Origin of the sequence: Sulfurovum iocasae (genome assembly GCF_047716765.1) — a bacterium.
GTDB lineage: Bacteria > Campylobacterota > Campylobacteria > Campylobacterales > Sulfurovaceae > Sulfurovum.
Map to the genome: position 1 here is coordinate 2,179,414 of NZ_CP180410.1, position 16,069 is coordinate 2,195,482.

A 16,069-nucleotide genomic window follows, 5' to 3' on the forward strand; every position below is an offset into this window, starting at 1 on the left:
TTCTTATCCTTGATAATTACATTTTCTTCATTATACTGCAAAACTGTCAACTTACATATTTTTTATAACTGATTGATTTTTTTCTTCAACAAACGCTACAAATGCACTCGCATCCATTGGTCTACCAAAGTAATATCCCTGTCCAATATTACATCCATTCTCTCTAAGGAATATCTCCTGAAGTTCATTTTCGATCCCTTCTGCTATGACCTTATACCCCAAACTATTGGAGAGTGCGATGATTGCTTTGGAAACTTCAACATCATGAGTATCATACGGAAGATCCATTACAAATGATTTATCGATCTTAATCGTATCAAGTGGCAAACTTTTCATATAACTCATAGAAGAGTACCCTGTACCAAAATCATCTATAGATATTTGACACCCTATGCTACGGAAATCCTCAAGAATACTAAGACTTGTAGTTGAATACTCCATAATAAAACTTTCTGTGATCTCAATATCTATATTGTGGGGAGATATACCTACCTTTTCAATGATCTTTTTAAACTTTTCAAATATATCTTCTTCTCTAAACTGTATAGAGGAGATATTGACAGAGATACTGTCGATATCCAGTCCCTGCTTCTTCCAATGCATAAATTCACGACATGCTTCTTCAAAGACAAAATACCCTATATCAATGATTATCCCTGTCTCTTCAGCCACAGAGATAAATACATCAGGAGGAACCTGTCCAAGACTTGGATTATACCATCTCAAAAGTGCTTCTGCTCCAAATACTTTCCTATTTTCCAGATCATACTGCGGCTGATAATGAAGATAGAGTTCTTTTTTCTTCAACGCATGTTTTAATTCCTGTTCAAGATCCAAACGCATCTGTATATCAATAGAAAGCTGCTCTGTATAAAATTCATATCTATCCTTACCACTTTCCTTGGCATGATACATCGCAGAATCTGCATGTTTAATGATCTCATTTTTACCAAGTCCATCATTAGGATAAAGGGCAATACCAATACTTGCTGATGTAGTAAGATGATAATTTTGAACTTCTATAGGCTCTTTGGTAACAGCCAAGATCTTCTCTGCCATCAAGGCAGCCTCTTCTCTTGTTTTTACAGGGTCAAGGATGATCACAAATTCATCCCCTCCAATACGTGCAAACAGATCATCTTTTCTCAATATATTTTTAATACGCTTAGCTAAGTAAACGAGCATTTCATCTCCAACATAATGTCCCAGTGTATCATTGATCACTTTGAATCGATCCAGATCAATAAATAGAACGGCTATCATCTCAGCATTGATCTTTGCCAGATCAAAAATATGAACGATCTCTCTCTCAAAATGTGCACGATTGGGAAGATGCGTCAAACTATCATGATAAGCAAGGAAATCTGCTTTCTCCTCCATTTCTATGATCTCTTCCAAATTAGTATAGATCGCTATGAAGTTTGCAATAGCTCCTATTTTATCCCGCACTACTGTAATAGTAAGCCAAATAGGAAGTACCTTTCCGCTCTTTGTTCTATTATATATTTTTCCTGTCCATCGATCTCTTGTCGTTAGGGAATACCACATTCTTTTATAAAAAGCTCTATCATGTTTTATTGAAGTAATGATCATTGGTTCCTGACCGACAAGTTCTTCTTCATCATAACCAAACATTTGAATGAATGCAGGATTGATCGAGAGGATTTTTTTCTCACTGTCTGTGATCATGATCCCATCACCGATTGTTTCATACACTGCTGCAGACTGTTGCAACTTTTGTTGTTGTTCTACATAATCAGTAATGTCAAGTTTGATCGCAAGATATTGTGCCAGTTCACCCTCTACATAAATAGGAATAATAGACGCTTTTTCATATAGAAGAGAGTCATCCTTACGCCTATTTATCAATTCTCCATGCCACTCCTCTCCCTGATCAAGTAATTCATTCATGTTTTTATAAAAGTCATCACTGTGAAGATAGGACTTAAGAATATTTGGATTCTCTCCAAGTACTTCATCTTTCGTATACCCAGAATGCAATTCAAAAGTATCATTCACATATTGGATCTCTCGATCTGCATTTGTTATCATAATAGCATTATCACTATTCTCTATGGCATGACGAAATGCCTGTAATTCACGTGTGGTTTTGCGTAATTGCAGATATTTGTACACAAGAATTATCAAGATCAAAAAAGTCAATAGAAACAAAGCAAAAGTGATCATCATTCTCCTCCCATACCAAAAGATAACTTCAGACCATCATTTCCACTGTTTTGTAGATCATGACAGCTGCCATAGGAGATGGTTCCATCTTTGGGAAGAGCAGGATCAAAAAAGAGTTTCTTTCCCAGTTGGACCTTCTTTGCATCTACTTTTATCTCATTGGGAATCGGTTTGATGGGAGCAGAGAAAAGTATTGTAGTAAAATAGAATACACTTATTATCAGTCCAACTATACTTTTCACTCTCTTCTTCCCTCCCCTGTTTATTCTTTTAAAGTTCGATACAAGTCCCTACACCTGAGCTTGTCAATATTTCAAGAAGTAATGAATGCTCTACACGGCCATCGATGATATGCGCTTTTTTCACCCCACCTCTTAATGCTTCTATACAGGCATCCACTTTAGGTACCATTCCCCCTTGTATCGTACCGTCTGCTTTCAACGCTTCTGTTTTTTCTATGCTTAAGTTAGTGATGAGTTCCATATTTTTATCCAGTACACCTGGAGTATCTGTTAAAAAGAGGACTTTTCTTGCTTCAAGTGCTACGGCTATCTTGCTTGCTGCAAGATCTGCATTGATATTGAACCCCGGATGCCCCATAGTGCTGCTTCCTGCAATAGGTGCGATGACAGGTACTGCACCATCTTCGATAATATTATTAACGATCTCTGGATTGATGTGCTCTATCATCCCTGTATAACCAAAGTTTTCAAAATCTTTGGGAATACCTTTTAAAAATCCACCATCTTTCCCGGAAATACCTATAGATTTTGTTCCGTGATTATCAAGCAAGGAGACTATCTCTTTGTTGATCTCTCCTGAAAGTACCATTTCAGCAATACGCATCACCTCTTTGGTAGTCACTCTCTGTCCATCTACAAACTTCGTATCTACCCCCAGATCAGCCAAAAGATTTGTAATACTTTTCCCCCCACCATGTACGATGATAGGTTTCATCCCTACAAGGTGTAATAAAACGATATCTTGTGCAAACTGCTCTTTAAGCTCAGAACTTGTTTGTGCAGCACCACCATACTTTATAACGATTTTCTCATTTGCAAATTTTTTGATAAATGGTAACGCATCAAGCAGTGTTTTTACTACATCGATCTTATCTTTCATCTTATAAGTTCCTTTTTGAACAACTCCAAAAGTACTCTTTGGCAGAATACTCTCGTAACTAGTTGCCCTTATTTATAATTTTGAATATAATCTTCTATTTTTATAAAAACTTCATCTTTAATCTCTAATTTTAGCTTCATTTCAGAGATAGCTAACTTAAACCCTTCCATCTTTACTTTATCTTTCGAGGTACAAAGCAAAGAACTCGCATTTTGTTCTTCTAAAATTGTTTTAAGTCTTTGTTCATCAAAATAGGCATGGTCATCCAAATAAACTTTTTCAACTACACCTTCTGGCAAATATTGGTCTAATCTTACAGGATTTGAGATAGCCGTTACCAGTACCATACGTTCTCTAAGATCTTCAAACGATACAACACGTTTAAAATCATCATCCTCTTTAACAATGATATCTGCATATTTACGATTAAAGTAAAATTCTCTGAATGCTCCCGAAGGAAAAGGAAGATAGTTTTTGATGTTTTGTGGTTCAAGCAGTATCTCAAACTTTTTTATCTCAACACGGTTAAACCCATCATCAAGGATGATAAGTTTTGCACCTTGTTTTTTGGCTAATACTATAGCTTCGTGCCTCTCTTCACTGACAATGACTGATGCCTGAGTCAATGAGCTAGCCATCAACATAGGTTCATCACCACTTTGTGTTACATCTACTAAAATTTCACCATTCCGACTTACTTCAACAAGCCCTTGACTTTTTCTGCCATAACCACGGGAAATGATGGTTACATTTTTAAACATGGAAGCTAAAGCGATGACAAAAGGGGTTTTACCGGAGCCGCCTACGATGAGATTACCCACAGAGACAATGGGAATACCAAAATCTTTTTTAGTAACAAGCATCCTTCTCAGGGACATTAAAACACCATAAAGTATAGAAAAAGGTAATAGCAGAAGGATAATAGGAAAATGATACCATTTAGGCGCAAAAAACATTTGTTCAAAAAACGCTCTCAAGAACACTTTCATGAGCACTCTTTCGCACCCAGTTTTTTTATCTCATCACAGGTAAATCCTGCCTCTTTCCTTGCCTCTACATTGATATGGGGTCTATGTTTCGAGAGGAGTTTATAGCGTTCAAGTATCTCAAAATAGACACTTTCATTCAGCCCTTCTTTCTCACAAAGGTATTTAAACCATTTATCCCCTTTATGAACATGCTCTATCTCTTCATCATAAATGACATTCAGTGCGTCAATGAGTTTTTTCACTAGTGGGTTTTTTCGTTTGTTATCTAACTTCTTAATGATCTGCGGGTTGACATCAAGTCCGGATGCTTCATAATAGCGAGGGATTATCGCCATACGGTCAAGTACAGCTTCTCTTGTATGTTCTGCTGCATCAAACAATCCACAATGCACAGGAAAATCTCCATACTTGTAGCCTAACAATACCAATAATTCATCTAACATTTTATAGTGACGAATCTCATCTTCGGCAACAACGAGCCAGTCAATTTTATACTCAAGAGGCATCTCAGGAAAACGATAGACTGCATCTAATGCCAAGTCTATAGCAGAATACTCTATGTGCGCAATAGCATGAACTAACGTAGCCAAACCTTCTGTGTTATCAAAATCTTTTCTAGCTGGTAGTTCTCGAGGATTTACGATGTGACACTTTGAAGCATATGAAGGGGTTTCAAACACAATTGGGCTAAAATCATCTGCACAACTAACCTCATTTTGGCTACAATACTCCAAACACTGAATAGTCAATTTCTCTTTGATATCAATATCATCGCTAGTAATGGCTGTTTCTAAGACTTGATAAATATTCATAAGGAATTATAACTGATGGAAATTAAAATACAACCTATGGGACCTTACCAAACCAACTGTTACATCGCTACAGTTGATGGAAAAGATTTCATCATCGACCCCGGAGTAGATGCAACAACATGGGTTTTAAACAATGTCACCAATCCGGTAGCTATCTTAAATACCCATGGACATTTCGACCATGTATGGTCCAATGCAGAGATAAAAGAGAAACTAAAACTTCCACTCTACTGCCCTAAAGATGATATCTTCATGCTCACAGATGATCCACTGGGACAAGGTACCCCTAAAAGCATACCTGACTATGAAGTCATAGGAGATGAAGAACTTACTCTTGAAGGGGTCAAGATCAAATACCGCCACTTCCCCGGACACACCCCAGGCAACTCCATCATCGAGATAGGTGACGTGTGGTTCAGCGGAGACTTCCTCTTCCAACAATCCATAGGAAGATGGGACTTCCCCTCTTCAAGTGGAGAAGACATGGTAAAAAGTTTAGAAAAAGCAATGGAGATAGAGGGTAACTATACTCTCTACCCCGGGCATGGATTGAGTACGACACTTAAAGCTGAGCAAAGAGTCATTCCATTCTGGATAGATCAAGTAAAGAGGTCTATTTAATCCTCTAACACATGTTTATCAAGTACAAACGTTGTAAAACTACCTTCAAAGACAAGCTTTTCATTCACAAAAGCTTGTACTTTCACTTCTCTTTTTTTACCTTTTTCACTCACCACTATTGCCTTACACAAAACAGCATCTCCTACTTTCACAGGTGCTAAGAATTTCGAAGAGGATGCACCAAGTACAACGAGAGGATCATTCACTGCCGACATAGCAGCATAGTCAGCGGCACCAAAGATAAAACCACCATGTACTAAACCTTGTCTGTCTGCTGTCATTTGTTGTGTTGTATGGAGTAGAACTTCTGCATAGTTTTCTTGAAGTTTTGTTACTTTACCACAGATGGAAGTATTAATATTTAAATGGGTTTTTATTTGCATGGATAATCCTATGATTTTTTAAGATTATAGCAAAAATCAAAAACATTCATCAATCACGCAAAGCGTGTCTGTCATTCCAAACGCCATTGAAAGCAAAGCGATTCGAGAGGAATGACGATTTTTTGCTTCGTTTTTTCTAAAAAAATGAAGAGAGGAACAAAACCACAAGTAAAATAAGAGGAAATATAATTAAATAGATTAAATTGAAGTATGCATTCCCGCGCAAAGCATGGGAACGCGTGGAGATTTAAACTAACTTAGTAAGAAAATTTATACCCGCGTCTACGAACTGTATGAATCACTTGGAATCCAAGAATACTTTTCAAACGTTTTCTTATCTGATTGATAGCAACCTCAACCGTATTATCACTTACATACTCCGGTTCTTCCCAAAGTGCATTAATGATCTCATCTTTTGAAAAAACTCTCTGTTTACGAAGTGCAAGATAAGCCAAGATATCAAATGTTTTACCATTAAGTGAAACGATCTTATCATCATATTCTATTTTTTTATTAGCAATATCTATAACAAGTTTCTCTATTTCTACCTGTGTACCAAAAAGGTGTCTCATATTTGCCAACACTCTTGCTGCGATAAGATCTGGCTCATCACAGTGATTGTAAATAACATCATCTACACCTAAAGAGAAGAAACCTGACTGTTGACGATAATTCTCTGTCAATATCATGATCTTTGTTTCACTCTTCTTCTTTTTCACTTCATTCACATAACGTTCAAGTGAAAACTTCACACCTTCATCTACAATGATCACAAGTTCATAGTGTCTAAAGTCTGTAAAGTTTGTTGCATCATACAGATCTTTTGCATTATCAACGATGCAAATGAAGTATTTATCTAATTCTTTTTCAAGTTCCTTAACGTATTCGTCATTGAAACCTACTGTTAATATTCTCATTGTTTTATGTTCTTCCAATCTACTCAAAAAGTAAACAAAACTTAAACAGAAACTTAAGTTTTTCCCACTTTTCTCTTTTATTAGCGTATTTATAGCGAAATGTACCTTATTTAAAAATAAAAGTAACTTTTAGTTTTTTGTGGTATTTTATTGCTTTTACAGTGATTTTATCGCTTTTATGTAGACTCTTTTAGGCGCAGGGTACCCTTCTACCGTCTTTGTAGGGTCATTGGGGTCAAGGAAGTCTTCAAGACTTTGGGTGTCTATCCACTCTGTTTTTCTTTGTTCGTTTAGTTCAGTTTTCATTGTCTCTAGTACTTCAACTGTGTCAAACCCTGCTCTGTAGCACCAATTTTTTAATGCATTGACCGTAGGCACAAAGTAAATATTTGGGATTTTGGAGTATCTGTCTTTAGGAGTAAGACACATCTCCTCTTCACCATCTATCATAAATGTATCAAGTATGAGTTCTCCACCTTTATTGAGTCCCTTAAAGAGTGATTTTAGCATCGCAACAGGGTCAGATCTATGGTAGAGTACACCTAGACAAAAGAGTGTATCAAACTTGTGTTCATAAAACTCTACATGCTCCACACCCAGAAGTTCATAAACGATGTCACTTTTTATAAAATGGTTTAAAAACTGAAATTGGGAGTAATAGATAGCTGAGGGATCAAAACCTATGAGTTTTTTAGGTTCCTGTGAGAGCATACGAAAGAGATAATAACCGTTATTACAACCTATATCACCTACGATCTTGTCTTTAAGATCAAAATGAGGTTCAAGTAAATTGTATTTGATCTGGCTTTGCCACTCTGAGTCAATAAAGAGTTCATTGAACTGAAAAGGACCTTTACGCCAAGGCTTCATAAGCAAAGCTGTTTGCTTTATCTGCTCTGCTTCTTCATCCGAAAGATTTTTTATCTGAAGTTCTACCCTGTCACCAAGCGTAACTTCAACATTTGAGTATTCTGGTAAAGCTTTTATAGCTTCCTGATAGGGTCTGATATTTTTCCATGTAAGCCATTTTTGGCGTTCTTGACGTAATGTATCTAAATTCATACTGTACTAAATACCTTTAATGCGACTAGTCTCATGAGCCAACTGCTGAAGTTATTGTAGTGTATACCTTCAAGTGTGACACAGCGTCAGCAATCAAAAGTTTAAAAAGGTGCTAAAATGCACGTTTTTAAATTTTGAAAATTTTGGGCTTTGCTCAAAAAGCGTCCTATTTAATATACGCTTTCTTGATCGTTTGATTAAACATAGGTCGATCACCAGGTGCTGTACTGACATTCTCTATCTTCTTGACTGTTTTTTGCCCCTTGATCACTTCACCAAAAATAGTATATCCACCATTGAGGTGTGGTGTAGGAACTGTTGTGATGAAGAATTGACTACCGTTTGTGTTGGGACCGTGGTTTGCCATCGCCAATAAAAATGGTTTATTAAAAGTAAGATTAGGTGCATATTCATTCTTAAATTCTTTTTTCCAGATCGATGTACCGCCTGTACCCGTACCTGTAGGATCTCCACCTTGGATCATAAAACCTTTAATAACTCTGTGAAAGATATGCCCATTATAATATCCGTTTTTCACATGCGTTACAAAATTTTCAACAGCTAAAGGTGCCGCTTTAGGATACATCTTAAGTTCGATCTTCCCCACGTTTGTTTCAAGTACCACGATCGGTGACTTTGCTTCTGCTGCATTCAAAGAGACGCTACACACCATTAATAACCCGATAAGTAATTTTTTATACATAAAACTTTCTCTCTTTTTATTTATTTTTCTATGACGTCATGAACGCATTTATCGATCTTTAATTCTCTAAGCAACAATTCAAAAAATGCTCCACTGTCACGCTGAACATCATCACTGAATTCAACATAGATCGCCTGAGATGCTTCTGTCTTATCTTTTGAATTATCAAAACACTGTGGTGCCATTCCAGTCTGTTTTTTGATCTTCTTGATCGCTGTTTCGATCTCTGTTCTAAGTTCAGGATTTTTATCAAAGGTAAGACTCATGCCGGCATACCTTTCTTCCATTCTTACATTTGCTTTAATTTCATCACATCTATTCATCTATCTACTACCTTTATTTCGCATATTGTATTGATCGTGTCTCTCTAATGACATTAACTTTTATTTCGCCAGGGTATTGTACCTTATTTTGTATCTCTTTTGCAATCTCTTTACTTAAAAGTACTGCTTCATTATCACTCATCTTCTGTGCATTGACAAAAACACGTATTTCTCTACCTGCATTAATGGCATACGCTTGCTCTACATAGTCTTTAGATGTAGCGATCTCTTCCACCTCTTTCACGCGCTTGGTAAAGCTCTCAAGCACCTCTCGTCTGGCTCCTGGTCTGGCAGCAGAGAGTTTATCTGCTGCACAAACAGCCGCAGACTCTACAGAATCCGGCTCTTCATGACCATGATGGGCATAAATAGCATTGATGACCGTTGGGTGTTCATTGTGTCTACGACATATCTCTGCCCCTATCTCAACATGTGAACCACCCATATCTTGTGTAAGCGCCTTACCTATATCATGCAGAAGTCCTGCACGCAAGGCAAGCTTCTCATCTCCGCCCATCTCTGCGGCCATCACTTTTGCCAGTCTTGCAACCTCCAAAGTATGTGCCAAAGCATTTTGTCCATAACTCGCTCTGTATTTCATACGACCAAGTAAGCGTACGAGCTCTTCATGCATAGGGAAGATCCCTAAGTCTATAAGGATATTCTCACCCTCTTCATATGTTTTTTGCTCAAACTCTGCCTGTACTTTTTCATGTACCTCTTCAATACGCCCAGGGTGTATACGTCCATCTTCAACAAGTATCTCTATGACACGTGTAGCAATAGCCCTTCTATAAAGATTAAAACTGCTTACCAGTATTACTCCTGGAGTTTCATCTACAATGATATCGACCCCCAACAGCATCTCAAGGGCCTTAATGTTCCGACCCTCTTTACCAATGATACGCCCTTTATGATCATCACTAGGTAGATTTATAAGATTAATAAGCCTTTCACCTGCAAACTCTCCTGCATAACGTGTAGTTGCCTGTGCCAAAATATAGTTGGCTTTTTTCTCACCCTCTTCCTTGGCTAACTGCTCATACTTACGTACAATACCCGCTACTTCAGAACGGCTCTGCTCTTCAACTTTTTCCAAGATGTATGCTTTTGCCTCTTCTTTGGTCAGAGAAGCTGCACTTTGCATTTTTTGTATCGCTTGATCTATCTCTTCTTGCCTTTGGACTTCCAGTTTTTCTAAATTCGCCTCTTTGTCGAGTACTTTATGTTGTAAGAGTGCAAGTTTTTCTTCTTCTTTACTTAACTCTTTTGTCTCCAGGATCAAAGAACGATTACGCTCTTCTACCTGGGCAATACGTTTTTGAAATTCACCCTCTTGCTCTAACTCTTTTGCTTTGATCTTTACATGGGCTTCCTGCAGTAAAAGTTCAGCCTCATTTTCTATAGCTTTCGCTTTCGCTTTTACCTCTAACTCTATATGTGCAAATCTATTTCGTGTACTATTTTTCAACCATAAGTAGCAAACTCCTGCCCCTACAGCTGTTCCAGCTAAGCTGGATATTCCAATTATCCCTAACATTATTTTTCCTTTTACTAAGAAAAAGAAACCAATATAAGTTTATGGCACAATAATTATGTCTGCCTTAACGTCATAATCGTCTGTAACAATCTCTTTACTATAACACAATTCACGTGCCACAAATACTGTTTTATTTATATTTTTAATCTCTTTTTCAAAAAATCTATCATACATCCCTTTTCCAAATCCTACGCGTCTATGCGTAATATCCACTCCCACTATGGGTACGATAGCTATATCTAATTTTTTATTTCTATACTGTCTTGAATCTTTTGGTTCTTTTATCCCAAAACGGTTTTTTTCCAGTGGGTATCTATATTTTACCACCCTAAAACTTTTACCTTCCATAATCGGCACATAGAGTTCCCTCTTTTCTTTTCTTAACTGTTTAATGAGAGGATAAAGATTGATCTCTGTTTTTAGTGGCAAATAAAGCATGATCTTCTGTGCATGACTCTGGACAATAAGTTGATATAAACGCTGCGATACCACTTTGTCTTTTTTATAGGAACCTATACCACTTGCTTTTTTCAAACGTTTTAAACAATGTGTTCTAAAATGCTTTTTCTTCATATCCCTTTGTATAACTTCCATTCTTTTTAATGCCTTTTAGATATAATCTCTATACTTATTATACCCAAAGGAACCGTGTGAAAGAAATCAGATCTTTTCTCTTATCTACTCTTTTATTATGCTTCACACTATTCTCTTTCACGGGGTGTGAAGATAAAAAAGTAGAAGATTCTTTTATTCCTGTAGAAAATACTACTGAAGTATTTACACAAGAAGATAAAGATCAACAAAAAGATAAAGATCAACAAAAAGATAAAGATCAACAAAAAGAAAAAAGAGAACAACAAGAACAACAAGAACAATTAGAAATAAAAAAAGAGACTATTAGTGAAGAGACCTCTGCATCACAAACACCAACAGATACTTTTACCTTAAGTGATATCCAGCAAAACAAACATACACTTACTGTAAGTAATCAAAAAATGGCTTTTCACAATGTTGACCAGTCTATAGTAATTATAAACTTTTTTAGTACTTGGTGCTCCCCTTGCCGTGGAGAGATACCCTATCTTTCGGACCTCCAAAAAAAGTATAAAAAGAAAGTTTTTATTGCGGGTATCCTTATCAACGATGAACAAAGTGACGATACTTTAAAACAATTTATGAGTAAGAACCATGCAAACTATTTCATATCAAACAGTAAGCAAAATGACATCTTTACCTCTAAAATAGTAAAAGAACTTCAACTCCCTGAAAATTTTTCCATCCCACTTACTGTGATCTATAAAGATGGTAACTACTACACACATTATGAAGGTGCTGTTCCGATAGAGATGATAGATCATGATATACAACAAGCCATAAAAGAGTAAAAGGATATAACCATAATGTTTAATTTATTTAAAAAAGTTTTAGGCAAAACCAATGATGCGATCAAAGAGGTTGCCCCTACGAAAAAGAAAGAGATCTCTAAAGAAGATTTTGAAGATATCCTGCTTGAAGCAGATGTCAACTATGAACTGGTAGAAAGACTTCTGGAAGCACTGCCAAACAAGATCAACCGTATACAAGCATTTAACTCCATGATCTCTGTATTTCAATACAAAGCTGACTGGAAAGAGAGTGATGTCAAACCTTTTGTTGAGATGATCATCGGGGTCAATGGTGCAGGAAAAACAACCACCATTTCTAAACTTGCATACCGATATAAAGAGATGGGACATGGTGTCATTCTTGGTGCGGGAGATACTTTCCGTGCAGCAGCCATAGAACAGCTTAGCAGATGGGCAGTAAAACTAGATGTACCTATCGTTGCGACACAGCAGGGACATGATCCCTCTGCTGTAGTCTATGATACGATCGAATCAGCCAAAGCAAAAGGTCTTGATAATGTTATTATCGATACAGCAGGAAGGCTCCATACACAAACCAACCTCAGTGAAGAACTTAAAAAAATGATACGTGTTGCAGATAAAGCACAAGAGGGAGCACCTCACCGAAAGATGCTAATACTCGATGGTACACAAGGAAGCTCTTCCATCAACCAGGCAAAAGTATTCAATGAAATGGTTGGGATAGACGGTATCATTATCACAAAGCTTGACGGTACAGCCAAAGGTGGTTCCGTACTTAGTATCGCAGATGAACTCCAAATGCCTATTTTCTACATAGGTACGGGAGAACAACCTAAAGACTTGATCCGATTCAAAGCAAATGAGTATGTCAACACTATTTTAGATGAAATTTTTATTTAAAGATCATCAAGAAAAAACCTCTCACGATAAACTGTTTCTAGATCTGTTTTTTCTTTATAATCTATGAGATCACCTATAACGATGGTGATCTCCCTTTTTTCACTACTATCATTAAGAGCATCTTTCAAAACCTTAGCAGCATTCCCTTTTATATATACAGGCAACATTGGCAATCTATTTTTTAAAGCGATGATACGAGACCCCTCTTTAAATGGAGTAAGTGGTGCATCCGTTTTGTTTCGTGAACCCTCAGGAAAAATAAAGATCGAACTTCCCTCTTTTACACCTTTTTTAATCTCTGCAAAAAAACTACTCATTTGACTCTTCTCTCTATCAAGCAGAACGGAACCAGCATTACGAACAAAGAGCCCGAAAAAGAATGAATTATAAAGCTCTTTTTTTGAAACCCACAATCCAAAGATTTTTGTATCTTCCAGTGCAATTTCTATGATAGGAGGATCTATGATAGTTCTATGATTACTCACTAATAGATATTGTCCCTCTTTAGGTAATTTTTCTGCATTTTCAACCTTAATCTCTATGTTGAGTACATCAAGCTGTGCTTTAGAATATGCAAGCCTCAACTTTTTCTTCTCCATCGGGTCTTTGATTTTTCTTAATCTAAATCCAAAGCTATTGGTTAAGTAAAGTGCATATACTGCTTGTTTGATCTGGTTAAAATTCAATAGTTATCCTTGAAAAAAAGTAATTAAAATTATAACTAAAACAATTGAAAGCAAAAAATATGTCAATTTGACATATTTTTAATCTAAAATCAAAATATAGTTTACAATACAACAAAAGAATTAAGGACTACAGTATGGCAAAGAAAAAAACACTATTTGAATGTCAGGCATGTGGGTTCCAGTCTCCACGATGGATGGGAAAATGTACTTCCTGTAACCAGTGGGAAACCATGATAGAACTCAGCACCGATCAAATTAAGTTTTTAAAAGAGACTTCAGGTAGCAGTTCCTCAGGCTCTACACTTTCAAAAGCTAAACCCATTACACAGATAGAAGAAGACAATGTTACACGTTTTCCCTCAGGAAGTGCAGAGCTGGATCTGGTACTCGGTGGTGGTGTCGTCCCCGGTTCTCTCACTCTCATTGGAGGAAGTCCAGGCATAGGTAAATCAACACTGCTTCTAAAGATAGCAGGCAATCTTGCACAAACCAATAAAAAAGTCCTCTATGTTTCAGGAGAAGAGTCAGCAGGACAGATAAAGTTACGTGCCAACAGACTGGATGCAAACCATGACAACCTTTATCTTCTTCCAGAGATCAATCTAAGTACTGTACTCTCAGAAATATCTAATGAAAATTACCAGTTCATTGTTATCGATTCCATTCAAACACTCTACTCTGATGAAACACCATCCGCACCAGGTTCCGTGACACAGGTACGAACCATCACTTTTGAGTTGATGCGTGTTGCCAAAAGCCTGCATATTCCTATCTTCATCATAGGGCATATCACAAAAGATGGTTCTATAGCAGGACCGAGAGTACTTGAACACATGGTAGATACCGTACTCTACTTTGAAGGAGATACCAACTCAGAATTAAGACTGCTCAGAGGATTTAAAAACCGTTTTGGGTCTACCAACGAAGTAGGCATATTTGAGATGAACAAAGAGGGACTGAACGATGCCAAAAGTATGGCCGGTAAATTTTTCAACAAAGAAAAACTGCAATCAGGTTCTGCTCTTACCGTTATCATGGAAGGAAGCAGACCCATTATCATCGAAGTACAAGCCTTAGTAAGTGAAGCTTATGGACATGCTAAACGCAGTTCTACAGGCTTTGATAATAATCGCCTGGGTATGCTTTTAGCTCTGCTGGAGAAAAAACTTGATCTGCCACTTGGTACCTATGATGTTTTTATTAATATATCAGGAGGTATCAAAGTCAATGAACCTTCTGCAGACCTTGCTATCATCGCAGCTATTTTAAGCAGCTATAGAGACAGAGAGCTTAGTTCTGAAACACTTTTCCTGGGAGAAGTCAGCCTCACAGGAGAAATACGAGAGATCTCAGGACTCACCCAGCGTCTCAAAGAGATAGAAACACAAGGTTTTTCTAAAGCTGTCATCCCCAATAAACCTATGGAGAAGACAAAAATCAAATGTTTTGTGGCAGATGAAGTTTCTAAAGTGGTTGAATGGATGTAAACCTTTTTTCGCTACACTACACCCATGAAAATTGGTACAGATATTATTCAGATCAACAGAATCGAAAGATCATTAGAAAAATTTGGTGACAAATTTAAAATGAAATTTTTAAATAGTGATGAGATTGCACTTGCAAAAAAAATAGAATCAATTGCTGGCTTTTGGGCAGCAAAAGAAGCTATTGCCAAAGCATTAGGGTGTGGCATAGGTGCAGAACTTACTTTTCATGATATTATTTTAGCAAAAAACTCAAAAGGTGCTCCCTCTTTTATCTTAAGTAAAGAGGCACAAAAAATACATCAGATCAAAGACTCTTCACTCTCCATCAGTCATGATGCTGGATTTGCTATCGCTGTCGTTGTGATCAATCAGTAATATTCATTTATTTTCTTCTCAAGAGTCATTTTCTCTGTTTCACATAAAAAAGTTGTATTTCTCTTTAGATTATATTACAATACAGCATTTATATTTAAAATCATAAGGATAAAAAATGATAAGAATTACAAGTGTTAAAACACAGTGCAACAAATTACTAAATGATTTGTGTAAAATTCAATGCAGGGAGACACTCAATGTCGAGTCGTAAATTTTGGATAATGCTTGCAACTGCAGCTCTTTTTATCGCTGGATGTGCAGATAAAACTCCTACTGTTACAAAAACAACAGTAAAAGAAACAAATGTACATGTTCCTCAAAGAGTACATAAAAAAATTGAACTAAAAGAAGTTCAAGATGGCAACTACTCTTCGGCATATATGTATCCTGAAGATAAAGTCAAAAAAGAAAAAGTGGTTAAAGTAGCAGAAGCAGAGACCACAGCAACAGTAGCGACTACAGCAAATGCCATGAGCAAAGAAGAGTGTGTAAGCATGATAGGTCAAGAAAAATTTGACAAATATACACAAATGTTTGGAAATGAAGCATCATCTATTAAAAGATGTGCCATGCTTAAAGCGATGCAATAATCGTA

At 36.8% G+C, this 16,069-nt stretch carries 19 protein-coding genes; 6 read left to right on the forward strand and 13 right to left on the reverse strand.

What is annotated here, in order from left to right; all coding sequences use genetic code 11:
- Positions 1-51 precede the first annotated feature (51 nt).
- From ACLHDG_RS10755 to ACLHDG_RS10775, 5 genes are all read right to left on the reverse strand, one after another.
- Positions 52-2,187, reverse strand: a complete 2,136-nt coding sequence (locus tag ACLHDG_RS10755) for an EAL domain-containing protein (protein ID WP_415406235.1) — start codon at positions 2,185-2,187, stop codon at positions 52-54.
- Positions 2,187-2,429: a cytochrome c peroxidase gene (locus ACLHDG_RS10760; protein WP_415406236.1), complete on the reverse strand. Its 243-nt coding sequence runs from the start codon at positions 2,427-2,429 to the stop codon at positions 2,187-2,189. The genes ACLHDG_RS10755 and ACLHDG_RS10760 overlap by 1 nt, the downstream gene beginning before the upstream one ends.
- A 28-nt stretch (positions 2,430-2,457) precedes the next feature.
- Positions 2,458-3,309, reverse strand: a complete 852-nt coding sequence (argB, locus tag ACLHDG_RS10765; RefSeq protein WP_415406237.1) for an acetylglutamate kinase — start codon at positions 3,307-3,309, stop codon at positions 2,458-2,460.
- A 68-nt stretch (positions 3,310-3,377) separates the two neighbouring features.
- A complete protein-coding gene (locus tag ACLHDG_RS10770; protein ID WP_415406238.1) occupies positions 3,378-4,298 on the reverse strand; it encodes a tetraacyldisaccharide 4'-kinase in 921 nt (306 codons plus the stop codon).
- On the reverse strand, positions 4,295-5,110 hold the full coding sequence (locus ACLHDG_RS10775) for a ferritin-like domain-containing protein (protein WP_415406239.1): 816 nt from the start codon (positions 5,108-5,110) through the stop codon (positions 4,295-4,297). Before ACLHDG_RS10775 ends, ACLHDG_RS10770 begins: the two co-directional genes overlap by 4 nt.
- Positions 5,111-5,125: 15 nt before the next feature.
- Here ACLHDG_RS10775 and ACLHDG_RS10780 point away from each other — a divergent pair, with 15 nt between their 5' ends.
- Complete coding sequence (locus tag ACLHDG_RS10780) at positions 5,126-5,731, forward strand: MBL fold metallo-hydrolase (protein WP_415406240.1); 606 nt, start codon at positions 5,126-5,128, stop codon at positions 5,729-5,731.
- Here ACLHDG_RS10780 and ACLHDG_RS10785 read toward each other — a convergent pair.
- From ACLHDG_RS10785 to ACLHDG_RS10815, 7 genes are all read right to left on the reverse strand, one after another.
- Positions 5,728-6,114, reverse strand: coding sequence for a hotdog domain-containing protein (locus ACLHDG_RS10785; protein WP_415406241.1), 387 nt, complete (start codon positions 6,112-6,114; stop codon positions 5,728-5,730). The two genes, ACLHDG_RS10780 and ACLHDG_RS10785, sit on opposite strands and share 4 nt — an antisense overlap.
- Positions 6,115-6,371: 257 nt before the next feature.
- Complete coding sequence (locus ACLHDG_RS10790; RefSeq protein ID WP_415406242.1) at positions 6,372-7,031, reverse strand: winged helix-turn-helix domain-containing protein; 660 nt, start codon at positions 7,029-7,031, stop codon at positions 6,372-6,374.
- 156 nt (positions 7,032-7,187) lie between these two features.
- Entirely contained in the window at positions 7,188-8,093 is a 906-nt protein-coding gene (gene cmoB / locus ACLHDG_RS10795; RefSeq protein ID WP_415406243.1) for a tRNA 5-methoxyuridine(34)/uridine 5-oxyacetic acid(34) synthase CmoB, read from the reverse strand.
- Positions 8,094-8,259: 166 nt separating this feature from the next.
- Entirely contained in the window at positions 8,260-8,796 is a 537-nt protein-coding gene (locus tag ACLHDG_RS10800; protein WP_415406244.1) for a peptidylprolyl isomerase, read from the reverse strand.
- A 20-nt stretch (positions 8,797-8,816) separates the two neighbouring features.
- Positions 8,817-9,119, reverse strand: a complete 303-nt coding sequence (locus ACLHDG_RS10805; RefSeq protein ID WP_415406245.1) for a hypothetical protein — start codon at positions 9,117-9,119, stop codon at positions 8,817-8,819.
- 13 nt (positions 9,120-9,132) lie between these two features.
- Positions 9,133-10,659, reverse strand: a complete 1,527-nt coding sequence (gene rny, locus ACLHDG_RS10810) for a ribonuclease Y (RefSeq protein WP_415406246.1) — start codon at positions 10,657-10,659, stop codon at positions 9,133-9,135.
- 39 nt (positions 10,660-10,698) lie between these two features.
- Positions 10,699-11,253, reverse strand: coding sequence for a 5-formyltetrahydrofolate cyclo-ligase (locus ACLHDG_RS10815; protein WP_415406247.1), 555 nt, complete (start codon positions 11,251-11,253; stop codon positions 10,699-10,701).
- A 56-nt stretch (positions 11,254-11,309) separates the two neighbouring features.
- Between ACLHDG_RS10815 and ACLHDG_RS10820 the strand changes: the two genes are divergently transcribed.
- Together ACLHDG_RS10820 and ftsY are read left to right on the forward strand one after the other, a co-directional pair.
- Positions 11,310-12,044 (forward strand): TlpA family protein disulfide reductase, encoded by a 735-nt coding sequence (locus ACLHDG_RS10820; protein ID WP_415406248.1) that lies wholly within the window; start codon positions 11,310-11,312, stop codon positions 12,042-12,044.
- 15 nt (positions 12,045-12,059) lie between these two features.
- Positions 12,060-12,926 (forward strand): signal recognition particle-docking protein FtsY, encoded by an 867-nt coding sequence (gene ftsY / locus ACLHDG_RS10825; protein ID WP_415406249.1) that lies wholly within the window; start codon positions 12,060-12,062, stop codon positions 12,924-12,926.
- Here the strand turns inward: ftsY and ACLHDG_RS10830 are convergent.
- Positions 12,923-13,612, reverse strand: a complete 690-nt coding sequence (locus tag ACLHDG_RS10830; protein WP_415406250.1) for a lysophospholipid acyltransferase family protein — start codon at positions 13,610-13,612, stop codon at positions 12,923-12,925. The two genes, ftsY and ACLHDG_RS10830, sit on opposite strands and share 4 nt — an antisense overlap.
- A 134-nt stretch (positions 13,613-13,746) precedes the next feature.
- Between ACLHDG_RS10830 and radA the strand changes: the two genes are divergently transcribed.
- The 3 genes from radA (at position 13,747) to ACLHDG_RS10845 (ending at position 16,064) form a co-directional block, all read left to right on the forward strand.
- Positions 13,747-15,099, forward strand: coding sequence for a DNA repair protein RadA (gene radA / locus ACLHDG_RS10835; protein ID WP_415406251.1), 1,353 nt, complete (start codon positions 13,747-13,749; stop codon positions 15,097-15,099).
- Positions 15,100-15,123: 24 nt separating this feature from the next.
- Complete coding sequence (gene acpS / locus ACLHDG_RS10840) at positions 15,124-15,474, forward strand: holo-ACP synthase (protein ID WP_415406252.1); 351 nt, start codon at positions 15,124-15,126, stop codon at positions 15,472-15,474.
- Between the two features lie 197 nt (positions 15,475-15,671).
- Positions 15,672-16,064 (forward strand): hypothetical protein, encoded by a 393-nt coding sequence (locus ACLHDG_RS10845; protein ID WP_415406253.1) that lies wholly within the window; start codon positions 15,672-15,674, stop codon positions 16,062-16,064.
- Positions 16,065-16,069: the final 5 nt, after the last annotated feature.

Coding starts and splice junctions, on each gene's coding strand:
- ACLHDG_RS10805 (WP_415406245.1), bottom strand. CDS start 9,119: ATGAATAGATGTGATGAAATTAAAGCAAATGTAAGAATGGAAGAAAGG.
- cmoB (WP_415406243.1), bottom strand. CDS start 8,093: ATGAATTTAGATACATTACGTCAAGAACGCCAAAAATGGCTTACATGG.
- ACLHDG_RS10755 (WP_415406235.1), bottom strand. CDS start 2,187: ATGATCACTTTTGCTTTGTTTCTATTGACTTTTTTGATCTTGATAATT.
- argB (WP_415406237.1), bottom strand. CDS start 3,309: ATGAAAGATAAGATCGATGTAGTAAAAACACTGCTTGATGCGTTACCA.
- ACLHDG_RS10800 (WP_415406244.1), bottom strand. CDS start 8,796: ATGTATAAAAAATTACTTATCGGGTTATTAATGGTGTGTAGCGTCTCT.
- ACLHDG_RS10785 (WP_415406241.1), bottom strand. CDS start 6,114: ATGCAAATAAAAACCCATTTAAATATTAATACTTCCATCTGTGGTAAA.
- ACLHDG_RS10845 (WP_415406253.1), top strand. CDS start 15,672: ATGTCGAGTCGTAAATTTTGGATAATGCTTGCAACTGCAGCTCTTTTT.
- ACLHDG_RS10775 (WP_415406239.1), bottom strand. CDS start 5,110: ATGAATATTTATCAAGTCTTAGAAACAGCCATTACTAGCGATGATATT.
- ACLHDG_RS10770 (WP_415406238.1), bottom strand. CDS start 4,298: ATGAAAGTGTTCTTGAGAGCGTTTTTTGAACAAATGTTTTTTGCGCCT.
- ACLHDG_RS10780 (WP_415406240.1), top strand. CDS start 5,126: ATGGAAATTAAAATACAACCTATGGGACCTTACCAAACCAACTGTTAC.
- radA (WP_415406251.1), top strand. CDS start 13,747: ATGGCAAAGAAAAAAACACTATTTGAATGTCAGGCATGTGGGTTCCAG.
- ACLHDG_RS10815 (WP_415406247.1), bottom strand. CDS start 11,253: ATGGAAGTTATACAAAGGGATATGAAGAAAAAGCATTTTAGAACACAT.
- acpS (WP_415406252.1), top strand. CDS start 15,124: ATGAAAATTGGTACAGATATTATTCAGATCAACAGAATCGAAAGATCA.
- ftsY (WP_415406249.1), top strand. CDS start 12,060: ATGTTTAATTTATTTAAAAAAGTTTTAGGCAAAACCAATGATGCGATC.
- ACLHDG_RS10790 (WP_415406242.1), bottom strand. CDS start 7,031: ATGAGAATATTAACAGTAGGTTTCAATGACGAATACGTTAAGGAACTT.
- rny (WP_415406246.1), bottom strand. CDS start 10,659: ATGTTAGGGATAATTGGAATATCCAGCTTAGCTGGAACAGCTGTAGGG.